The sequence below is a fragment of the Jujubicoccus corallicola genome, assembly GCF_047345645.1.
In the GTDB taxonomy this organism is placed as follows: domain Bacteria; phylum Pseudomonadota; class Alphaproteobacteria; order Rhodobacterales; family Rhodobacteraceae; genus JBLEFH01.
Genome location: NZ_JBLEFH010000002.1, coordinates 452,333 through 471,305, shown reverse-complemented (window position 1 = coordinate 471,305; position 18,973 = coordinate 452,333). Strand labels below are relative to the sequence as shown.

The window sequence follows — 18,973 nt, the reverse complement described above, 5'->3', positions numbered from 1 at the left end:
AGCTTAACTCGCGGCCTGGAGCACGCGGATCCCATAGTGCTGCGCCAGCCGCTGAAGCGCGATGCGCAGCACCACCTTGCCGGAGCGCGCGGACCAGCCGAGCCGCTTTTCCGCCGCCTCCAGCCCTTCGAGATAACAGCAGCAACGCAGCGCAATATCCGACAGCCCCGGCCCGAGCGCCTCCATCGCCTCGGCAAACTGGCGGCGCGCATCGGCGGGACCATCGGCGGGCGAGATCCCGCCAAACCCGCTGCGCCCGGCGGTCAGGAAGCGGTCCCAATTCTGGGTGATCTTCGGCCCCATCTGCGCGGCTTCATAGGCATCGCGAAAACGCTCCCCGGCGGCGATCAGCTCCGCCGAGAGGAACGGCACCCCATCCTTATCGACCTTGCGGCCAAGCGCCGAGAGCGGGCTTTCCGCCAGATTGATGCGGATCGTCTCCGCCTTGCCGCCGTTCTCGACCACGCGGGTGCCGGGCATCTGATGCTGGGCGAGAAACGCGCTCTGCGCCTCCGCCATACCGCGCACTTTCCGCTCCTCCTCCAAAAGCCGCTTGAGCGCAGACCGCCCCACCGAGGTCACGCGATAGGTGGACACGCGGCTCTTTTTCTCCAGCGTAATCCATTCGTTGAGGGCAAACGCATAGGCCACATCCCGGTCCATCACCGCGATGCGCACCGGCTTTTGCGGCGGCACCTCACGCATCACCACCGCCTTGGGCATATTGTCCCCCAGCAGAAGAAACGCCCCGCTTTCACACAGACGGCGCAAAATCCGGCGCGCTTCACGGGTGATGCGGGCTTCGCTGATATCGCTTTTCGGGGCAGTGCGCATAGGGACCTCTTTGGTTTGGCCTGGAAAGAAAAGAGCGGGGTAGAGCCGCCCTCCGAAGTGATCGAGTGCCTCATCCACCAACTGATCATCCCGCAGCGCCTCGATCTTGCGGACCTGCCGCGAAATCGTCGAGGCGTGGCACCCTTTTTGCCGCGCCAGCGCCCGGATCCCGACCCCGCCATAGGTGTGGTCGAGATAGCTTTTGACCGGCGGCGAGAGCCAGCGCGACGGCAGATCCCGAGGGGCGGGAGACGGGCGTGTCGCGATGAGGTCCGGCGGGGTCACAGTCGGGAAATTCCTGTTGGTGAAATCGACGTGTTTTCGGAAAAATGGAATTAAAGTTGATTGCTGAAAAAAGCCTTAACCTTAACCTTTTCAGGAGGCCGGAAAAGCTTTTATTTACAATTATATGCAGGCCGTTCTGCAACCAATTTTCTCACGCAACACCCCCTGAGATCCGTCATGCTTAACGCCACCTTTCGAACCGGAGTTGAACATGAAGAACGCCCTGCAAGTCATTGATAACGAAACCCGCCCCACCATCCTTTTGCGCGCCGCCAAGACCGCCCTGAAGATCTATCGCCCGGAGCGCTTTTTGCCTGTGCTGATCGGGGCGAGCGTTCCGGCGAAACATCGCCTTGCCCGGCTCCGGGGGCGCGAGGCGGAGATGAATAGCGCCCGCGTTAACCGTTCGGCGGAATATAATCTGGGGCGGCATATCGAATTGCTGACCGCGATGCTCTTTGAAATGCGCCGCGAAAGCCGCGCGGCCGCCCTCCCCCTTGCCGCCTGACAGTCAGGCTTGAACCGAGGCTAAGGCGCGCGTAAAGCGTGGTCATGACCCAGACCGCGCCGCTCGCCAGCCCCGACCACGAAAAACTCCTGATTATCGACTTTGGTTCTCAGGTCACGCAGCTCATCGCCCGCCGCCTGCGCGAGGCGAATATTTTCTGCGAAATTCAGCCCTTCAACAGCGTCACCGAAGAGTCGATCCGCGAATTCGCGCCGAAAGCCGTGATCCTCTCCGGCGGTCCGGCCAGCGTCACCGAGGCCAATTCGCCGCGCGCACCGCAAGCGCTGTTCGACATGGGCCTGCCGATCCTTGGGATTTGCTACGGCCAGCAGGTCATGATGGAGCAGCTTGGCGGCAAGGTCGAAGGCGGGCATCATCGCGAATTTGGCCGCGCTTTTGTCACCCGCGAGGCGGAGTCGCCCTTCCTTGAAGGGCTTTTCACCGAAGGACGCGAAGAAGTCTGGATGTCCCACGGCGACCGCGTGACCAAAATCGCGCCAGGTTTCGAGGTGATCGGCGTCTCCCCCAATGCGCCGCTGGCGATCACGGCGGATGAAGCGCGGCATTTCTACGCGGTGCAGTTCCACCCGGAGGTCTACCACACCCCCAACGGTGCGCGACTCTTGAAAAATTTCACGCAACTGGCTGGTTTTGCAGGCGATTGGACCATGGGTGCCTATCGCGAAGAAGCCGTGGCGCGGATCCGCGAGCAGGTTGGCGATAAGAAAGTGATCTGCGCGCTTTCCGGCGGTGTGGACTCCTCCGTCGCCGCCGCGCTGATTCATGAGGCGGTTGGCGATCAGCTCACCTGCGTTTTCGTCGATCATGGTCTCTTGCGGCTCAACGAGGCCGAAGAGGTCGTCGGCATGTTCCGCGACCATATGAACCTGCAAGTTATCCACGCCGAAGAGCAGGACCGTTTCCTCGGTGAGTTGGAAGGCGTTTCCGACCCCGAGCAGAAGCGCAAGATCATCGGCCGGCTCTTCATTGACGTCTTCCAGAAATACGCCAATGAGATCGACGGCGCCGAATTTCTCGCTCAAGGCACGCTTTACCCCGATGTGATCGAATCGGTGAGTTTCTCGGGCGGTCCCTCCGTCACCATCAAATCGCACCATAATGTCGGCGGCTTGCCGGAGAAAATGGGCCTGAAACTGGTCGAACCGCTGCGCGAGCTCTTCAAGGACGAGGTCCGCGCCCTCGGCCGCGAGCTTGGCCTGCCCGACCATTTCATCGGTCGCCATCCCTTCCCCGGCCCCGGCCTCGCCATCCGCTGCCCCGGCGAGATCACCCGCGACAAACTCGACATTCTGCGGAAGGCCGATGCGGTTTATATCGACCAGATCCGCAAACACGGGCTTTACGACGAGATCTGGCAGGCCTTCGTGGCGATCCTGCCCGTCCGCACCGTTGGGGTGATGGGCGACGGGCGTACATACGACTACGCCTGTGCGCTCCGCGCCGTTACGTCGGTCGATGGCATGACGGCGGATTACTACCCTTTCACTCATGATTTCCTTGGCGAAACCGCGACGCGGATCATCAATGAGGTCAACGGCATCAACCGCGTGACCTATGACATCACGTCGAAACCGCCGGGGACCATCGAATGGGAGTGACACTTACCGGAACATTCGACGGGCGCGCAGATCCTGAACTTGTGCGCCGCCTGCTGCCCGAGCATATCGCGCTTTCCCGCGCGGAGCCGGGCTGTATCGCATTCCGTGTAAGCGAAGATCCCGAAACGCCGGGCCTTTTCCATCTCTTCGAAGAGTTTGAAAGCCAGGCTGATTTCGAGGCCCACCAAGCTCGCACGAAAGCCTCCGAATGGGGCCGTGCAACATCGGAGTTCCCACGTGACTACGACATCTCGGCCTGAGAATATCCTCGGCGCGGCCTTCTGGGTCGGCGGCGCGATCCTCTCCTTCTGCGTCATCGCCGTTGCCGGGCGCGCCTTGCTCGGCACGCTCTCCAGTGTCGAGATCATGGTCTATCGCTCGCTCGTCGGCTTCGCCATCGTCTGCGCCGTCGCCATCCCGCGCGGGTTCAAACCGTGGCAAACCAAGCGCTTGCCGCTCCATCTCACGCGCAACATGTTCCATTTCTACGGGCAAACCATGTGGCTCGTCGGGCTGACCTATCTGCCGCTGGCGCAACTCGTGTCGCTTGAATTCTCCTCGCCGATCTGGGTGATCCTGCTCTCGCCGCTCATCCTCGGCGAAGCGCTGACGCAGCGCAAACTCATCGCCGTCGCCCTTGGCTTCGTGGGCATCCTGCTCATTTCGCGCCCCGGTGTGATCGCGCTCAACCCCGGCCATGCGGCGGGCCTGACCTGCGCCATCGGCTTCGCGATCACCACCATGGTGACGAAACGCCTCTCCTCCACGGACGGGCTCTGGACGATCCTCTTCTACATGACCCTCTGCCAGAGCGTCTTTGCCATCGTCCTGTCCTTCATCTTCGCGGGCGAAGGCGGCCCGGCGGTTCCCGGCCTCGATCTGCTGCCATGGGTGATCCTCATCGGCATCGGCGGCCTTTCGGCGCATCTCTGCCTGACCTCCGCGCTGCAACGCGCGCCCGCCAGCACCGTCGCCCCGATGGAGTTCATGCGCCTGCCCGCCATGGCCCTGCTCGGCATGGTCGTCTATAACGAAGCGTTCGAAATCTGGGTCGTCCTCGGAGCGGCGCTGATCCTCGCGGGCAATCTCTACAACCGCCCGCGCGCCCGCGTGATCCCCGGCGACACGCCAAAATAACCAAAGGCTTTGCCTGTGCTCGCGCCGCATGGTAAGCCGCGCCAGACTCAGGATGAAGGAGCATATTTATGAACATCGATAAAATCCCCGCCGGGAAAAACCCGCCCAAAGACATCAATGTCGTGATCGAAATTCCGGGCGGTGCCGCAGGCGGCGCGCCGATCAAATATGAGATCGACAAAGATTCCGGCGCCGTGTTCGTGGACCGTGTGGTCAACACGCCGATGTTCTACCCCTGCAACTATGGCTTCGTGCCGAACACGCTCCACGCCGATGGCGACCCGACCGACGTTCTCGTGCTGGTCGATTTCCCGCTCCAGCCCGGTGTCGTGATCCGCTGCCGCCCGGTGGGCGTGCTGAAAATGGAAGATGATGGCGGCATGGATGACAAGCTGATCGCCGTCCCGGTCGAGAAAGTGGACCCGTTCCAGGCTGGCATTCAGGACCTCACCGACATCGCGCAGAAAACTCGCGACCGCATCCAGCATTTCTTCGAGCATTACAAGGATCTCGAAGAGGGCAAATGGGTGAAAGTCATCGGTTGGGGCGACAAAGCTGAAGCCGAAGAGATTCTGCAAACCTCGCTCGATGCGATGAACAAAGGTTAATTGCCGTTAGGGAAAGCGCGAAATTCATGTAAAACGCGCCTAAAACACCTTAGTTCAATAAGAAAACTGCGCCTCAACTGCTACAGTTGGGGCGTTTTTTCACACTGACGTGCGGTCATTTTATGTCGCACATTGACCCTTTAAAGAAATTATAACTACCCTTCTCCATGGATCGACGACATGCCAGCACGGCGTGCGCAACAGGGAGGACACCATGAAAAACGTAAAGATTGCGGCCGTCGCCGCGCTGCTCGGAAGCACCGCCATGACCGCGCACGGCGCCGGCCTTGAGCGCTCGGGCCAGCCGGTTGGAGTTTTGTTTCAGGAAGGCAATTATGCCGAACTGAGCTTCGGCACCCTCCGCCCGCAAGTTGAGGGCGAAGACCTCTTTGGCAACGAGATTTCGGACAGCCTCGACAGCTTCAACAGCTTCGGCTTCGCCTACAAGCACCAGTTCAACCCGGCATGGTCGATGGCGCTGATCTACGACCAGCCCTTCGGCGGGAACACCGAATATGGCGGCACGAACGCCTTCATCAGCGCCGTTGACGGCTCGCCCACCTATGTGGACGCGCAAGCACAGAGCCTGACCGCCATTGTGCGCTACAAAACTCCGGACAATTTCTCGATCTATGGCGGCCTTGTGGCTGAAGAGATCGAAGGCAATGTGGATCTGCGCGGCCCCCTCTATGGTTCGGTCGGCCTCGACGGCTACGAAGTCGATTTCGACGGCGATTGGGGCTACGGCTTCATCCTCGGCACAAGCTGGGAAAAGCCGGAAATCGCGGCGCGCGTCGCGTTGACTTACCGCTCCGAGATCGACCACGATTCGGACACGACCGAGACCTTTTATGGCTTGGACCTGCTGACCGTGAATCCTGCGCTTGCGGCCCTCGGCATCGACGGCAACTCTGAAACCGAGTTGAACACCCCGCAGAGCCTCACGCTGGATTTCCAGACCGGCATTGCAGCGCAAACGCTGCTGTTCGGCTCGATCCGTTGGGTGGAATGGTCCGAATACAAGATCGCACCGCAGCTTCTGGCACTCAACGACGCGGCGCTGCTCTCCTATGACGATGACCAGTGGACCTACACGCTCGGCGTTGGCCGCCAGTTTACCGAACAGTTCGCGGGCTCTGTCTCCGTGACACACGAGACGAGCACCGATGAGTATGTCTCGACCCTTGGTCCGGTTGATGGCTTCACCTCGATCAACTTCGGCGGGCGCTACACGATGAACAACATCGATTACTCGCTCGGCGTGCGCTACATCATGTTCGGCGATGCGGAGTCGAGCATCCAGCAGAACAAGGTGGGTGAGTTTGAAGACAACCACGCTTGGGCTGTCGGCGGCAAAATCGGGATGCGCTTCTAAGCCTGCCCGCAACCTCTTGAAAAGCCCCGCTCCGGCGGGGTTTTTTACGTTTGAGCCTCAGACCTCTTTGGGATAGCTTCGCGCGATGATTTACGAGACCGCCCAGGATTGGACCGCCGCCCCTGCCCGCAAAGTCATGCTGTTCGGCATGTCGGGGCTTGGCAAAACCCATCTCGCCCAGATGCTGCGCAGCGCGGGTGGCTGGTTCCATTACTCCGTCGATTACCGCATCGGCACCCGCTATATGGGCGAGCATATCGTTGACAATTTCAAACGCGTCGCGATGCGGGATCCGTTCCTCGCGAGCCTTTTGAAATCGGACTCGATCTATATCGCGAGCAACTTGACCTTCGAGAACCTCGACCCGCTCTCGACCTATCTCGGCAAGCCCGGTGATCCCGCCAAGGGAGGCGTTCCGTTCGAGGACTACATCATCCGCCAGCGCCAGCATCTGGAGGCGGAGCGCGCGGCGATGGCGGACATCCCGTATTTCATCGACCGGGCGGAGGATATCTACGACTATCCACATTTCGTCGTCGATTGCTCCGGCTCGGTCTGTGAGGCGATTGACCCGTTCGATCCGAAGGATCCGATCATGAGCAAACTCGCCGAGCATGTCCTGCCCGTCTGGCTGGCCCATGACGACAGCCATGAGGAGGAGTTGGCGCGCCGTTTCGACAAGGCCCCGAAGCCCATGTATTACCGCGAGAAATTCTTGCGCGAATGCTGGGACGACTATCTCGCGGACACCGGGCAAGCCCCCGACAAGGTGGACCCGGATGCCTTCATCCGCGCGGGTTACAAGCGCCTTCTCCATTCCCGCACGCCGCGTTACCGCGCCATGGCGGAGAATTGGGGCGTCACCCTCACACCCGACTTGACCGCCAATATCCGCACAGCCGATGATTTCAACGCCGCCATTGCGGCCGTTCTGAAGGAGTAAACCATGCCCATCCGTATGCCCGCCGCCCTGCCCGCCGGAGATGTCCTGCGCAATGAGGGCGTGATGGTCATGGATGAGGACACGGCCAACCGTCAGGATATTCGCCCGCTGCAATTCGGCCTTCTGAACCTCATGCCGGACAAGGCGCGGACGGAGGTGCAGTTCTCCCGCCTGCTCGGCGCAACGCCTTTGCAGATCGAGCTGACCCTGATCCGCATGAGCCAGCATCAGAGCAAGCTCACCGCGTCGGACCATCTCGACAACTTTTACATTCCGTTCTTCGAGGCCAAGGCGAAGCGCTTTGACGGGCTCATCATCACGGGCGCGCCAGTGGAGCAGCTCGCCTTCCATGATGTGACCTATATGGATGAGCTGCGCGAGATTTTCGACTGGACGCAGGAGAATGTGCAATCCACCTTGGGCGTCTGCTGGGGCGGGATGGCGATGATCAATCATTTCCACGGGATCGAGAAACATATGCTCGATGCCAAGGCCTTCGGCTGTTTCCGCCACCGCAATCTCGCGCCGACCTCGCCCTATCTGCGCGGCTTCTCCGATGATTTCACGGTCCCGGTGAGCCGCTGGACCGAGATCCGCGAGAATGATGTGCGGGCGGCCAGCGGTCTCGACATCCTGATGTCGAGCGATGAGGTCGGGGTTTGCACGGTCGATGATCCAAAGCACCGCGCGCTCTATATGTTCAACCATCTCGAATATGACTCGACCACGCTCAAGGCCGAATATGACCGCGATGTGGCGGCGGGCGGGCCGATTGATCTGCCGGTGAATTATTTCCCCGGCAATGATCCGAGCCGCAAGCCGGAGAACCGTTGGCGCAGTCACGCGCATCTCTTCTTCGGCAATTGGGTCAATGAGGTCTATCAGACGACCGAATATGATCTGGGCAACATGCAGCCCACGGAAAGCTGGAGGCACACCCATGGCTAAGACCGATTTCCCCGCCCCCTTTAACGGCGCGATCAGCGATTTCTACAAAGAGGGCGCGCCGGACGAGATCCGCAAGGCGATCAAGAAGGCGGGCAAGGATGACATGCTGGCGGAGTCCTATCCTTATGACGAGGAGATGGATAAGGACGACTATAACGACACGCTCGATGCGCTTCAGATTGAGCTGATGAAGCTGCAAAGCTGGCTCAAGGCCACGGGCGAGCGGATTGTGATCGTGTTCGAGGGCCGGGATGCGGCGGGCAAAGGCGGCACGATCAAGCGGTTCACCATGAATCTCAACCCGCGCTCCGCCCGCGTCGTCGCGCTCGCCAAGCCGACCGAGCGCGAGCAGGGCCAGTGGTATTTCCAGCGCTATATCGACCATCTGCCGACGGCGGGCGAGATCGTGTTTTTCGACCGCTCCTGGTATAACCGCGCGGTGGTGGAAAAGGTCTTCGGCTTTTGCACCGATGCGGAGCGCGAGCGGTTTTTCCGGCAGGTCCCGAGCTTCGAGGAAATGCTGGCGGCGGACGGGATCAAGGTGTTCAAACTCTGGCTTTCCGTCGGGCGCGCCGAGCAGCTTCGCCGCTTTCTGGCCCGCGAGAAAGACCCGCTGAAACATTGGAAACTCTCCTCTATCGACGTGGAGGGGCTGAAGAAATGGGACGCCTATTCCGAAGCGATCAAGGAGATGTTCGAACGCACCGATATGCCGCTCGCGCCTTGGACCGTGATCCGCTCGGACGACAAGAAACGCGCCCGCATCGCGGCGATCCGGCAGGTTCTGCACGCGCTCGATTACGACGGCAAGGACCCGGAAGTCGCCCGCCCGCCGGACCCGGAGATCGCGGGTGGGCCGAAAATCCTGCCGTTCTGAGCACGAAAGTTTCAACCCGCTATCTTGAACCGGGGCGCGGCGCGCCCACATTTATGCCATGACACAGTTAAGCGCCGCCCTGCCCCATCCCGAACATGACGCCCAGTTCTACAGCGGCGTTGCCACCAAACGCCTTGTCGCCTGGCTTCTCGATGCCGGGCTCATGATGCTGATCTGCGTGATCTTCGGCATCGTGACTCTCGGGATCGGCTTTTTGCTGCTGCCTGTGGTGTTCGTCTTTATCGACGCGATTTACCGCTGGATGACCCTTTCGGGCCGCTCCGCCACCCTCGGGATGCGCCTTGTCGGGATCGAGTTCCGCAACGGGCGCGGCGAGCGGTTCGACGCCGCCGAAGCCGCGCTCCACACCGCCGCCTATATCGGCTGCTGGATCGTGATGCCGCTGCAACTCATCTCCGCGCTGATGATGGGCGTGAACGAGGGTGGACGCGGCCTGCCGGACATGCTTCTCGGATCCGCCTGCATTAACAGCCCGGACGAGTAACCCCTTGGCGCGCCGCGCGGCGCTTGCTAGGCTTGCCGCATATTCAATGAAATGACGGGCCGATGAACCAACGCTTCAGCCTTCCGCCGCAGTTTTATGTGACCGCTCCGCAAGCCTGCCCCTATCTTCAGGGCCGGACGGAGCGGAAGCTGTTTACGGCGCTTTCGGGCAATCAGGCGTCGGAGCTGAATGACGCGCTGTCGCGGCAGGGCTTCCGGCGCTCGCAAAATGTGCTCTATCGGCCCTGTTGCGACAGCTGCTCGGCATGCCTTTCCGCCCGCATCCCGGTCGCGGATTTCACTCCCAGCAAGAGCCAGAAGCGCGTCCAGAAACGCAATCGCGAGATGGAGCGGCGCCCGGCGAGCCGGTGGGCCAATGAGCGGCAATATGAGCTGTTCCGCCGCTACGTCGACAGCCGCCACGCGGGCGGCGGCATGGCGGATATGGATATTTTCGAATTCGCCGCGATGATGGAAGAAAGCCCGGTGCGCACCCAGATCGTCGAATATTGGGAGCCGGACGAGACCCGCAATCTCGAACTCGCCGCCGTCGCGCTGACCGATCTGCTCGATGATGGCCTGTCGATGGTTTACAGCTTTTTCGACCCCGCCAAGGCGGATCGCTCGATAGGTACCGCGCTTATTCTCGATCATATCGAAATCGCGCGGGCGGCGGGTTTGCCTTATGTCTATCTCGGCTATTGGGTGCCGGGCAGCCCGAAAATGGATTACAAGGCGCGCTATCAACCGCTGGAGGTCTATCTCGACGGGCGCTGGCAGCAGATGCCGGATCGCGAGGAGATCGAAAAGGCCCATCTCGACAATGTGCCGGGCCCGACGCCGATCACCGAACAGGTCGCCAATCTGTCGCTTCCCCGCAGTTTTCGCGCCGCGAAACCATAGGTTCGGAAATTTTGTTTTTTGGGGTTGACCCTCCCCGCAACTTTCGTAAATGTCTGCCCATGGATTTGAAACAGACATATGCGGCAACGCCGCTTGTAGTAAGAAGCGCGCAGCATCCGGCCTGAGAGGGTTACGGAGACGCTGCGCATGACCCCTCAAAGGGGTCTTTTTTTTGCCTGCAAGCTGTGAAAAAAGCGGCCAAACGCCAGAGGAGAAAGATATGTCAGGGGCGACAAACGGCACGATGACCGGCGCGGAGATCGTCATCAAGGCGCTGAAGGACAATGGCGTCGAGGTGATTTTCGGCTATCCCGGCGGCGCGGTGCTGCCGATCTATGACGAGATCTTCAAACAGAACGACATCCGCCACATTCTCGTGCGCCATGAGCAAGGCGCGGTGCATGCCGCCGAAGGCTATGCGCGCGCGACCGGCAAGACGGGCTGCGTCATCGTGACCTCGGGTCCGGGCGCGACCAATGCGGTGACCGGGCTGACCGATGCGCTTCTCGACTCGATTCCGCTGGTGGTTCTGTCGGGTCAGGTGCCGAATTTCCTGATCGGGACGGACGGGTTTCAGGAGGCGGATACGGTCGGCATCACCCGCCCCTGCACCAAGCATAACTGGCTCGTCAAAGACACCGGCAAGCTGGCGGAAACCATCCATCAGGCGTTCCATATCGCGCAGACGGGACGCCCCGGCCCGGTTCTGCTCGACATTCCGAAAGACGTGCAATTCGGCTCCGCGCCTTACAAAACCAAGGCCGCCTCGCCGTCCCATTATCAGCGTCAGGTGAAGGGCGACCGGGAGGCGATCACCGAGCTGGTGGAGATGATCGAAAAGGCCGAGCGCCCGATTTTCTACACTGGCGGTGGTGTCATCAATTCCGGCCCGGCGGCGAGCCAGCTTCTGCGCGAGATCGTGGAGGCGACCGGTTTCCCGATCACCTCGACCCTGATGGGCCTCGGCGCCTATCCGGCGAGCGGGCCGAAATGGCTCGGGATGCTCGGGATGCACGGCACCTATGAGGCCAATCTCGCCATGCATGACTGCGATCTGATGATCGCCATCGGCGCGCGGTTTGACGACCGGATCACCGGCCGCGTCGATGCCTTCGCGCCCCATTCGACCAAGGCGCAAATCGACATCGACCCCTCCTCGATCAACAAGGTGATCCAGGTCGATCTGCCGATCCTCGGCGATGTTGGTCATGTGCTGGAGGATATGCTGGCGATCTGGAAGTCGCGCGGGCGCAAGACCAATTCGGACGCGGTCGCCAAATGGTGGAAGCGGATCGAGGAGTGGAAATCCGTCGATTGCCTCTCCTACACCAATTCCGACAAGGTGATTAAGCCGCAATACGCGCTGGAACGGCTCGAAGCGCTGACCAAGGGGATGGATCGCTACATCACCACCGAGGTTGGCCAGCACCAGATGTGGGCGGCGCAATTCCTCGGCTTTGAGGACCCGAACCGCTGGATGACCTCGGGCGGGCTCGGCACCATGGGCTACGGCTTGCCCGCCTCGCTCGGCGTGCAGGTGGCGCATCCGGACTCGCTCGTGATTAACGTGGCTGGGGAAGCCAGTTGGCTGATGAATATGCAAGAAATGGGCACCGCGGTGCAGTTCCGCCTGCCGGTCAAGCAATTCATCCTCAACAACGAGCGCCTTGGCATGGTCCGCCAGTGGCAGGAGCTTCTGCATGGCGAGCGTTATTCGCATAGCTGGTCCGAAGCGCTCCCCGATTTCGTCAAACTGGCGGAGGCGTTCGGCTGCAAGGGTATCAAATGCGACGATCCGGCGGATCTTGACGAGGCGATCAAGGAAATGCTCGCCTATGACGGCCCGGTGATTTTCGACTGTCTGGTGGAGAAGCATGAAAACTGCTTCCCGATGATCCCGTCGGGCAAGGCCCATAACGAGATGCTGCTCGGCGAAGCGGAAACGTCCGGTGCCATCGACAGCAAAGGCGCGGTGCTCGTTTGAGCCCGGCAAGGAGGACCCTATGAGCCCCATGACCCTGAAAAAAGGCGCGACGTCCCACAGCGCCTATAACCTGCGCAACCCCAACCCGGAAGCGCATGAGACCCACACCCTCGCCATTCTGGTGGACAACGAGGCCGGGGTTCTGGCCCGCGTGATCGGCCTCTTCTCCGGGCGCGGCTACAACATCGAGAGCCTGACCGTGGCCGAGGTGGACCATGAGGGTCACCGCTCGCGCATCACCATCGTCACCTCCGGCACGCCCAAGGTGATTGACCAGATCAAGGCGCAGCTTGGCCGCATCGTCCCGGTGCATGAGGTGCATGATCTGTCCGTAGAGGGCCCCTCTGTCGAGCGCGAGCTTGGGCTTTTCAAGGTGACCGGCAAAGGCGAAAACCGGATCGAGGCAATGCGCATGGCGGAGATTTTCCGCGCGCGGGTGGTCGACACCACGCTGGAAAGCTTCATTTTCGAGCTGACCGGCACCCCGTCGAAGATCGACAGTTTCGCCGATCTGCTCCGCCCCCTGGGCCTTGTGAACATCGCCCGCACCGGCGTCGCGGCGCTCTTGCGCGGCAACAGCAGCACGTTCAGCAAGTAACGCAGAACAACGTTCATCTATTATATTGACGCGGTTGTGTTCAATCACGGCCGAACAATGATAGACCCCGGTTAACGAAGGAATCTAATTAACCTTCGTTAACCGGAGCAGCACTTGGTCGAGCAAAGTTGGACATTTCCTTACAGAACCGCGTTGGTGACCGCGCATCTGAATAAGCACTATGTGCAACATGGAAAATGGTCAGTTGAACGCATTTACTGGAATAATCTCAATGTCGTATTCGAAGCTACGTCGAATTCCGGCGAGAAACTTGCGATAAAAAGCAATCAGGATCCGCACGAAAATGAGCGCGAGTATAGCGCTCTGAAAGTTCTTAACACGCTTACAGATCAAAGCGTTAAGGCCTTGGAGCTTGGACCAAGATCTTCATTCATCGTGTTGGAATGGATTAGCGGCGGGACTCTGCTCACCCACATGCATGACGCGCAGCGATTGCAGAAAATACATGAGGCAGGAGAATGGTTGCGCCGGTTTCATGACAAGACGCTGGTAACATTATCTGACACAGACTTATCGCTGTCTGCGATGATCGACGAGCCATGGCGCAACGATGACCGTGACTGGCCCCATATTTCGCAGGATTTGCAAATCAATTACGAAGCGCTTCGCTCTGAAATGGACCTTCACGCGCAACTCCACACCGACTTTCAGCTTCATAATTTGATTGATGCACCGAACGGACTTGTTGCCATAGACCCGGCCTCGGAGCGCTTTGGACACCCGTACTTCGATGTCGCACGCTTCCTGACTGGAATGGCGCTCTACCGCCGATTATCCGCATCTCCTTGGCCGAACGATGAAGCGACTGATCGCCACGTTTTTTTATCAGCCTACGGTGCGCCAAAGATGGCCGAGGCAGCGCTGCTAGACTATGTCGAAACCCTTACAATGGCGCGTTTGCGCAATACTTTCGAGCTTCGCTATGGGCCATCGACCGGGCGCAATCAGCGGATCGCGATACTCGATGACATGCTCGAAAATCGACTTCCGCGACGCAGCAAGTTGAGGCGTCGTATACTGATGTCTCGACTCCTCAGACCTTCGCGACCTTCGCCGCGATATCGCTGACGACCTCATCCAGTAGCTTTTTATCCGTGCATTCGCCCATGACGCGGATGAGCGGCTCGGTCCCGGATTTGCGGATCACGAGGCGGCCGTCCTTGCCGAAGCGTCTCTCGCCATCGGCAATGGCGGCCTTCACCGCCTCATCTTCGAGCGGCTGCGTGCCTGCGGTAAAACGCACATTATCAAGGCGTTGCGGGACGGGCTTAAAGACATGGCCAAGCGCGCTCGCCTTTTTCTCGCCCTCGACCATCGCGCCCAGGAATTGCAGCGCCGCGATCAGGCCGTCGCCGGTCGTCACGTGGTCGAGCAGCACGATATGGCCCGATTGCTCGCCGCCGAGATTGTAGTTCCCTTCGCGCATCGCCTCGACCACATAGCGGTCGCCGACCTTGGTGCGGATCAGGTTAATGCCATTCCCGGCGAGATATTTCTCCAGCCCCAGATTGCTCATCACGGTCGCGACCAGCGTGTCGCCCGCAAGCCGGCCCTTCTTTTTCAGCTGCATCGCGATCACGGCCATGATCTGGTCGCCGTCGATCACCTTGCCGGTTTCGTCGATCAGGATCACCCGGTCGCCATCGCCGTCGAGACAGATCCCCAGATCAGCGCGGGTTTCGATCACCTTGGCCGCCGCCGCTTCGGGATGGGTGCTGCCAACGCCGCTGTTGATGTTGAACCCGTTGGGGGTGACGCCCATCGGGATCACCTCCGCGCCAAGCTCGTAAAGCACATCGGGCGCGGTCTTGTAGCCCGCCCCATTGGCGCAGTCGATGACCAGCCGCAGCCCGTCGAGCCGTTGCGCGCGCGGGAAGGTCATCTTGGCAAATTCGGTGTAACGCCCGCGCACGTCGTCGATCCGCTGCGCGCGGCCAATGCGGCCCGGCTCGGCGAGAACGGCGTCCTCCTTGAGCATCGCCTCCAGCTCTTCCTCCACCTCGTCGGAGAGCTTGAACCCGTCCGGGCCGAAGAATTTGATGCCGTTGTCATGCGACGGGTTGTGGCTGGCCGAGATCATCACGCCGAGATCGGCGCGCATCGAGTTGGTCAGTTTGCCAATCGCCGGGGTCGGCATCGGGCCGAAGAGGAACACGTCCATCCCCGCCGAAGTCAGCCCCGCCGTCAGCGCATTTTCCAGCATATAGCAGGAGCGGCGCGTGTCCTTGCCGATCACAACCCGGTGCCCGCGCGAGCCATTGGCGAAATAGCGCCCGACCACATTGCCGAGTTTCAGCGCCATCTCCGCTGTCATCGGATAGCTGTTCGCCCGCCCGCGCACCCCGTCGGTGCCGAAAATCTCTCTGCCCATCTCTAAGCCTCACTCATACCCATGGATCGCGCTGTCGATTTGCAACGCTTGTTTTGTCTCTGCCATATCATGCGCGCGGATAAACTGCACACCCTGATCTGCGCCGCGGAGTGCCGCCGCCAGAGATCCGCCAAGCCGCTGCATCGGGTCCGTCGCGCCGGTCGCCGCCTCGATAAAGCGTTTGCGCGAGGCGCCGAGCAGGATCATGCAGCCAAGCCCATGAAAAACCGACAGGTTTCTCAGCAGGATCAGGTTATGCTCCAGCGTCTTGCCAAAACCGATGCCCGGATCGACGATGATTTTCTCGCGCGCGATCCCGGCGGCTTCGGCGGCCTTCACCGCGTTTTGAAGGGCGGTATAGACCTCACTCAGCACATCGCCGTAGCGCGGATTGTTCTGCATCGTCTCGGGCAGGCCCTGCGCGTGCATGAGACAGACCGGCACGTCGAATTTCGCGGCGACCGCCGGGGAAGCCGGATCGAAGGTGAAGGCGGAGACATCGTTGAAGAGATCCGCGCCCGCCTCGAACGCCGCTTCCGCCACCGCCGCCTTGCGGGTGTCGATGGAAATGGGCCGGGTCTCGCCCGCCTCGCGCAGCGCCTTGATCACCGGGGCGGTGCGGGCGATTTCCTCGTCAATCGAGACCTCTTCCGCGCCGGGACGGGTGCTTTCGCCGCCAATATCCAGCAGGTCCGCGGACGGATGCGCCGCCGCCTGCACCTTTGCGAAATCCGTGAGCCGCCCGCCATCGGAGAAACTGTCCGGGGTGAGGTTCAGGATGCCCATCACCACCGGGCGCGTGCCGTCAAAACCGCAGATCGGCGCGCGCGGGCGGGTGAAGGCATGAAGCGTTTCAGCTGGCACATCCGCCGCCGGGTGCGGCTTCCCTTCCATGTCTTCGAAAACGGAAAAACGCAGCCAGCCGCCCGCCAGCCGATGCTCGCCCGCCGGGTCGATTACAGGTTTCAGGAGCATGGCGCTCAGGCGTCTTTCCACTTGATCGAGCAGCCGACCGAGGGGGTCTGCTGTTCAGGACCCACGCCGGTGTAAGCGATCTGGCGCATGGCCGGGATCAACTCGCTCTCGGCATTCGGGTCTGCCTCGCGGCCCGACGCATCGAGACGCCCGCGATATTGCAGCTCCAGATCGGCGTTATAGCCGAAGAAATCCGGGGTGCAGACCGCGCCGAAGGCTTTCGCGACGGACTGGTCCTCATCCACCAGATAGGGAAAGGGAAAGTTATGTTTCTTGGCAAATTCCGCCATTTTCTCGGGCGCGTCCTCCGGGTGGGTTTCCCAGTCATTGGACGAAATCGCGACCACGCCGAAGCCCATTTCCATCAGGATCCGGCCCTGCTCGGCCAGCTTGTCCGCCACCGCGCGCACGAAGGGGCAGTGATTGCAGATGAACACGACCAAGAGGCCGCGCACGCCGCGCAAGTCCCCGCGATCATGAAGCTTTCCGGATGGGTCTGGCAGGGCGAAATCCGGGCAATCAAGTCCATTTTTGACGGCTGGGGTTTCGGTTCGGGCCATGGGGCGTCTCCCTCGCGTTACGGATTTATCCGCACTATTTCATATGGGCGGGCCGCATGGAAGGGTGACGGGCGGTTAATAGCCGCGCACTGGATCGACGATCGGCGGCAGCGCGCCGGTCTCCTGCCAGCGGGCGATCCGGTCCATGGCAATCTTGCTGGCGGTGCCGAGATGGGTGGGCGCGGAGATATGCGGCCAGATAGTCACGCGGGGTGCCGTCCAGAGCGGGTTTTCGGGCGGCAGCGGTTCCTTGGCGAACACGTCGAGAATGGCTTCGGAGAGGTGGCCCGCATCGAGCGCGGCGAGGAGCGCCGCCTCCTCGACAATCGGGCCGCGAGCGAAATTCACCAGCGCCGCGCCTTTGGGGAGTTTGGCGAGCCGCGCGGCGTTCATCAGGCCGCGCGTGCCGTCCGTGAGCGGGACGAGGATCACCAGAATATCGCTTTGCGCGAGAAGCTGACCCAGCCCATCTTCGCCGTGGAATGTCTCAACACCTTCAAGGGCTTTCGGTGTCCGGCTCCAGCCCGCAACGGGGAAGCCTTGCGCGGTCAGTTTCTCCGCCGCCGCCATGCCAAGCGCGCCGAGACCAAGGAGGCCAATGCGGGTGTCCTGCGGGCGGACCAGCGGGCGCTGCGCCCAGTCTTTCGCCCGCTGCGCGCGGGTATAATGCGGCACATCGCGGGTCAGCATCAGCGCGGCGATCAGCACCGATTGCGCCATGGTCTCCGCCATTTGCGGGTCTTCCATCCGCGCCAGCTTGATGCCGCGCGCGGCGGTTGGCGGCAGGTTCGACTCCACCCCCGCCCAAAGCTGCTGCACCCATTCCAGATTTGGGAGCGCGTCGAGATTTTCCGCCGCCGGGCCGCCGAGGATCGCCACCTTCGCCGCTGCGCGGGCGGCGTCATCGAGCGCCGCCACGGGCCGCACATCGGCATCGCCCGCCGCATTGAGCGCGTCGATCCAGCCCTCTTCATCCTCGCCGAGAAAGGGAACGATCAGGCTCATGGCGTCGCCTCAAAGCGCTGAACCGGCGTTGCGCCCTGCCCCGGATCGCCGCCGCCGACGATCCACAGCTCCGCCGCCTCGAACCGGTCCGCAAACCACAGCGCGAGCGCTTCGGGGGCGAGATCCTGCGGACTGTCCACCGCATCGAGGACCAGTTTCGACGGCGCCCAGACACAGATTTGCCCGTGCTTCATCGCCCAGTCGAGTTCGGTCCGGCTGTCCACCACCACGCAGCGCGCGTCCTGACCGGCCAGCACCCAGGCGTTTTGCTCCATCGAGAGCAGATCCACCCGCCGCTGCGCCAGCTTATGCGCCGCCTCGGGCCGCGCACCGGGCACGGGGCCGACACAGATAATCAGCGCCGGACCATCCTCCGCCCGCTTCAGCCAGTCCTTTAACGCATCGCCATAAAGCACCGCATTGTCGAGATAAACGACACGCGGATGTGGAATATCGAGGGCCTGCGATTTGGCATGTGTCGCGCCGCGTTCGCGCACGATCTCAACGCCCAGAGTGCCGGGGATGCGGTCCAGCTTCTCGATCCGCACATGGGCACGGCTGGCGCGGCGATCTTCAAGACAGCGCTCGGCCACACGCTCGGCCAGCGTCTCCAGAAGGTTGATCCGCTCCTGCGTGAGCTGCGCCTCGATCGCCTCAACGATCGTGTCGTAACTCAGCACCTTATCGACATCATCATCCGCCGCCGCATCATGGGGCGCGACCTCCAGAACCACCGTAAAGCGCACGCGCTGCAAATGGCCGCGCTCCTGCTGAAACGCGCCGATTTCCACCTCGCGCACGTAATCGCGCACCATAATCCGGTCTTTGGGATGCTTTTCCATGTCTTTTGCGTAGGACGCCCCGCTCGTCCGCACAAGCGCCTTTTCTTGACTTTCCTGCGCCAAGCCCGCCAAACAG

At 61.3% G+C, this 18,973-nt stretch carries 20 protein-coding genes; 14 read left to right on the top strand and 6 right to left on the bottom strand.

Annotation, left to right across the window (positions count from 1 at the left end; genetic code table 11):
* Window positions 1-3: 3 nt before the first annotated feature.
* A complete protein-coding gene (locus ACMA5I_RS05035; RefSeq protein WP_525885147.1) occupies window positions 4-1,119 on the bottom strand; it encodes a DUF6456 domain-containing protein in 1,116 nt (371 codons plus the stop codon).
* Window positions 1,120-1,330: 211 nt separating this feature from the next.
* On the opposite strand from ACMA5I_RS05035, the gene ACMA5I_RS05030 reads away from it, so the two are divergent.
* From ACMA5I_RS05030 to ACMA5I_RS04965, 14 genes are all read left to right on the top strand, one after another.
* Window positions 1,331-1,627 (top strand): DUF6477 family protein, encoded by a 297-nt coding sequence (locus tag ACMA5I_RS05030; RefSeq protein ID WP_525885146.1) that lies wholly within the window; start codon window positions 1,331-1,333, stop codon window positions 1,625-1,627.
* A gap of 44 nt (window positions 1,628-1,671) precedes the next feature.
* Entirely contained in the window at window positions 1,672-3,246 is a 1,575-nt protein-coding gene (gene guaA, locus ACMA5I_RS05025) for a glutamine-hydrolyzing GMP synthase (protein ID WP_525885145.1), read from the top strand.
* Window positions 3,237-3,506, top strand: a complete 270-nt coding sequence (locus tag ACMA5I_RS05020) for a putative quinol monooxygenase (protein WP_525885144.1) — start codon at window positions 3,237-3,239, stop codon at window positions 3,504-3,506. The genes guaA and ACMA5I_RS05020 overlap by 10 nt, the downstream gene beginning before the upstream one ends.
* A complete protein-coding gene (locus tag ACMA5I_RS05015) occupies window positions 3,484-4,383 on the top strand; it encodes an EamA family transporter (protein WP_525885143.1) in 900 nt (299 codons plus the stop codon). The genes ACMA5I_RS05020 and ACMA5I_RS05015 overlap by 23 nt, the downstream gene beginning before the upstream one ends.
* 68 nt (window positions 4,384-4,451) lie before the next feature.
* Window positions 4,452-4,991: an inorganic diphosphatase gene (ppa, locus tag ACMA5I_RS05010; protein WP_525885142.1), complete on the top strand. Its 540-nt coding sequence runs from the start codon at window positions 4,452-4,454 to the stop codon at window positions 4,989-4,991.
* A 214-nt stretch (window positions 4,992-5,205) separates the two neighbouring features.
* Window positions 5,206-6,366: an OmpP1/FadL family transporter gene (locus ACMA5I_RS05005; RefSeq protein WP_525885141.1), complete on the top strand. Its 1,161-nt coding sequence runs from the start codon at window positions 5,206-5,208 to the stop codon at window positions 6,364-6,366.
* Between the two features lie 85 nt (window positions 6,367-6,451).
* A complete protein-coding gene (locus ACMA5I_RS05000; RefSeq protein ID WP_525885140.1) occupies window positions 6,452-7,309 on the top strand; it encodes an ATPase in 858 nt (285 codons plus the stop codon).
* A gap of 3 nt (window positions 7,310-7,312) precedes the next feature.
* Window positions 7,313-8,257 (top strand): homoserine O-succinyltransferase, encoded by a 945-nt coding sequence (locus tag ACMA5I_RS04995; protein WP_525885139.1) that lies wholly within the window; start codon window positions 7,313-7,315, stop codon window positions 8,255-8,257.
* Window positions 8,250-9,134, top strand: coding sequence for a polyphosphate kinase 2 (gene ppk2, locus ACMA5I_RS04990; protein WP_525885138.1), 885 nt, complete (start codon window positions 8,250-8,252; stop codon window positions 9,132-9,134). The genes ACMA5I_RS04995 and ppk2 overlap by 8 nt, the downstream gene beginning before the upstream one ends.
* A 58-nt stretch (window positions 9,135-9,192) precedes the next feature.
* The gene (locus ACMA5I_RS04985; RefSeq protein WP_525885137.1) at window positions 9,193-9,639 is read left to right on the top strand and encodes an RDD family protein; all 447 of its coding nucleotides are present in this window, start codon (window positions 9,193-9,195) and stop codon (window positions 9,637-9,639) included.
* 62 nt (window positions 9,640-9,701) lie between these two features.
* The gene (locus ACMA5I_RS04980; protein WP_525885136.1) at window positions 9,702-10,541 is read left to right on the top strand and encodes an arginyltransferase; all 840 of its coding nucleotides are present in this window, start codon (window positions 9,702-9,704) and stop codon (window positions 10,539-10,541) included.
* A gap of 244 nt (window positions 10,542-10,785) precedes the next feature.
* Window positions 10,786-12,525 (top strand): acetolactate synthase 3 large subunit, encoded by a 1,740-nt coding sequence (locus tag ACMA5I_RS04975; RefSeq protein ID WP_525885174.1) that lies wholly within the window; start codon window positions 10,786-10,788, stop codon window positions 12,523-12,525.
* Between the two features lie 19 nt (window positions 12,526-12,544).
* The gene (ilvN, locus tag ACMA5I_RS04970) at window positions 12,545-13,123 is read left to right on the top strand and encodes an acetolactate synthase small subunit (protein WP_525885135.1); all 579 of its coding nucleotides are present in this window, start codon (window positions 12,545-12,547) and stop codon (window positions 13,121-13,123) included.
* A 114-nt stretch (window positions 13,124-13,237) separates the two neighbouring features.
* A complete protein-coding gene (locus ACMA5I_RS04965) occupies window positions 13,238-14,212 on the top strand; it encodes a phosphotransferase family protein (RefSeq protein ID WP_525885134.1) in 975 nt (324 codons plus the stop codon).
* On the opposite strand, the gene glmM is transcribed toward ACMA5I_RS04965, so the two are convergent.
* From glmM to ACMA5I_RS04940, 5 genes are all read right to left on the bottom strand, one after another.
* Complete coding sequence (gene glmM / locus ACMA5I_RS04960) at window positions 14,178-15,515, bottom strand: phosphoglucosamine mutase (RefSeq protein ID WP_525885133.1); 1,338 nt, start codon at window positions 15,513-15,515, stop codon at window positions 14,178-14,180. The two genes, ACMA5I_RS04965 and glmM, sit on opposite strands and share 35 nt — an antisense overlap.
* A gap of 9 nt (window positions 15,516-15,524) precedes the next feature.
* Window positions 15,525-16,490, bottom strand: coding sequence for a dihydropteroate synthase (gene folP / locus ACMA5I_RS04955; protein WP_525885132.1), 966 nt, complete (start codon window positions 16,488-16,490; stop codon window positions 15,525-15,527).
* Between the two features lie 5 nt (window positions 16,491-16,495).
* Window positions 16,496-17,050 (bottom strand): thioredoxin family protein, encoded by a 555-nt coding sequence (locus ACMA5I_RS04950; protein WP_525885131.1) that lies wholly within the window; start codon window positions 17,048-17,050, stop codon window positions 16,496-16,498.
* Window positions 17,051-17,125: 75 nt separating this feature from the next.
* Complete coding sequence (locus ACMA5I_RS04945) at window positions 17,126-18,055, bottom strand: NAD(P)-dependent oxidoreductase (RefSeq protein ID WP_525885130.1); 930 nt, start codon at window positions 18,053-18,055, stop codon at window positions 17,126-17,128.
* Entirely contained in the window at window positions 18,052-18,897 is an 846-nt protein-coding gene (locus tag ACMA5I_RS04940; protein ID WP_525885129.1) for a dihydroneopterin aldolase, read from the bottom strand. The genes ACMA5I_RS04945 and ACMA5I_RS04940 overlap by 4 nt, the downstream gene beginning before the upstream one ends.
* Window positions 18,898-18,973: the final 76 nt, after the last annotated feature.

Coding starts and splice junctions, on each gene's coding strand:
- ACMA5I_RS05030 (WP_525885146.1), top strand. CDS start 1,331: ATGAAGAACGCCCTGCAAGTCATTGATAACGAAACCCGCCCCACCATC.
- guaA (WP_525885145.1), top strand. CDS start 1,672: ATGACCCAGACCGCGCCGCTCGCCAGCCCCGACCACGAAAAACTCCTG.
- ACMA5I_RS05020 (WP_525885144.1), top strand. CDS start 3,237: ATGGGAGTGACACTTACCGGAACATTCGACGGGCGCGCAGATCCTGAA.
- ppa (WP_525885142.1), top strand. CDS start 4,452: ATGAACATCGATAAAATCCCCGCCGGGAAAAACCCGCCCAAAGACATC.
- ACMA5I_RS05005 (WP_525885141.1), top strand. CDS start 5,206: ATGAAAAACGTAAAGATTGCGGCCGTCGCCGCGCTGCTCGGAAGCACC.
- ACMA5I_RS05000 (WP_525885140.1), top strand. CDS start 6,452: ATGATTTACGAGACCGCCCAGGATTGGACCGCCGCCCCTGCCCGCAAA.
- ACMA5I_RS04995 (WP_525885139.1), top strand. CDS start 7,313: ATGCCCATCCGTATGCCCGCCGCCCTGCCCGCCGGAGATGTCCTGCGC.
- ppk2 (WP_525885138.1), top strand. CDS start 8,250: ATGGCTAAGACCGATTTCCCCGCCCCCTTTAACGGCGCGATCAGCGAT.
- ACMA5I_RS04985 (WP_525885137.1), top strand. CDS start 9,193: ATGACACAGTTAAGCGCCGCCCTGCCCCATCCCGAACATGACGCCCAG.
- ACMA5I_RS04980 (WP_525885136.1), top strand. CDS start 9,702: ATGAACCAACGCTTCAGCCTTCCGCCGCAGTTTTATGTGACCGCTCCG.
- ACMA5I_RS04975 (WP_525885174.1), top strand. CDS start 10,786: ATGACCGGCGCGGAGATCGTCATCAAGGCGCTGAAGGACAATGGCGTC.
- ilvN (WP_525885135.1), top strand. CDS start 12,545: ATGAGCCCCATGACCCTGAAAAAAGGCGCGACGTCCCACAGCGCCTAT.
- glmM (WP_525885133.1), bottom strand. CDS start 15,515: ATGGGCAGAGAGATTTTCGGCACCGACGGGGTGCGCGGGCGGGCGAAC.
- folP (WP_525885132.1), bottom strand. CDS start 16,490: ATGCTCCTGAAACCTGTAATCGACCCGGCGGGCGAGCATCGGCTGGCG.
- ACMA5I_RS04950 (WP_525885131.1), bottom strand. CDS start 17,050: ATGGCCCGAACCGAAACCCCAGCCGTCAAAAATGGACTTGATTGCCCG.
- ACMA5I_RS04945 (WP_525885130.1), bottom strand. CDS start 18,055: ATGAGCCTGATCGTTCCCTTTCTCGGCGAGGATGAAGAGGGCTGGATC.
- ACMA5I_RS04940 (WP_525885129.1), bottom strand. CDS start 18,897: ATGGAAAAGCATCCCAAAGACCGGATTATGGTGCGCGATTACGTGCGC.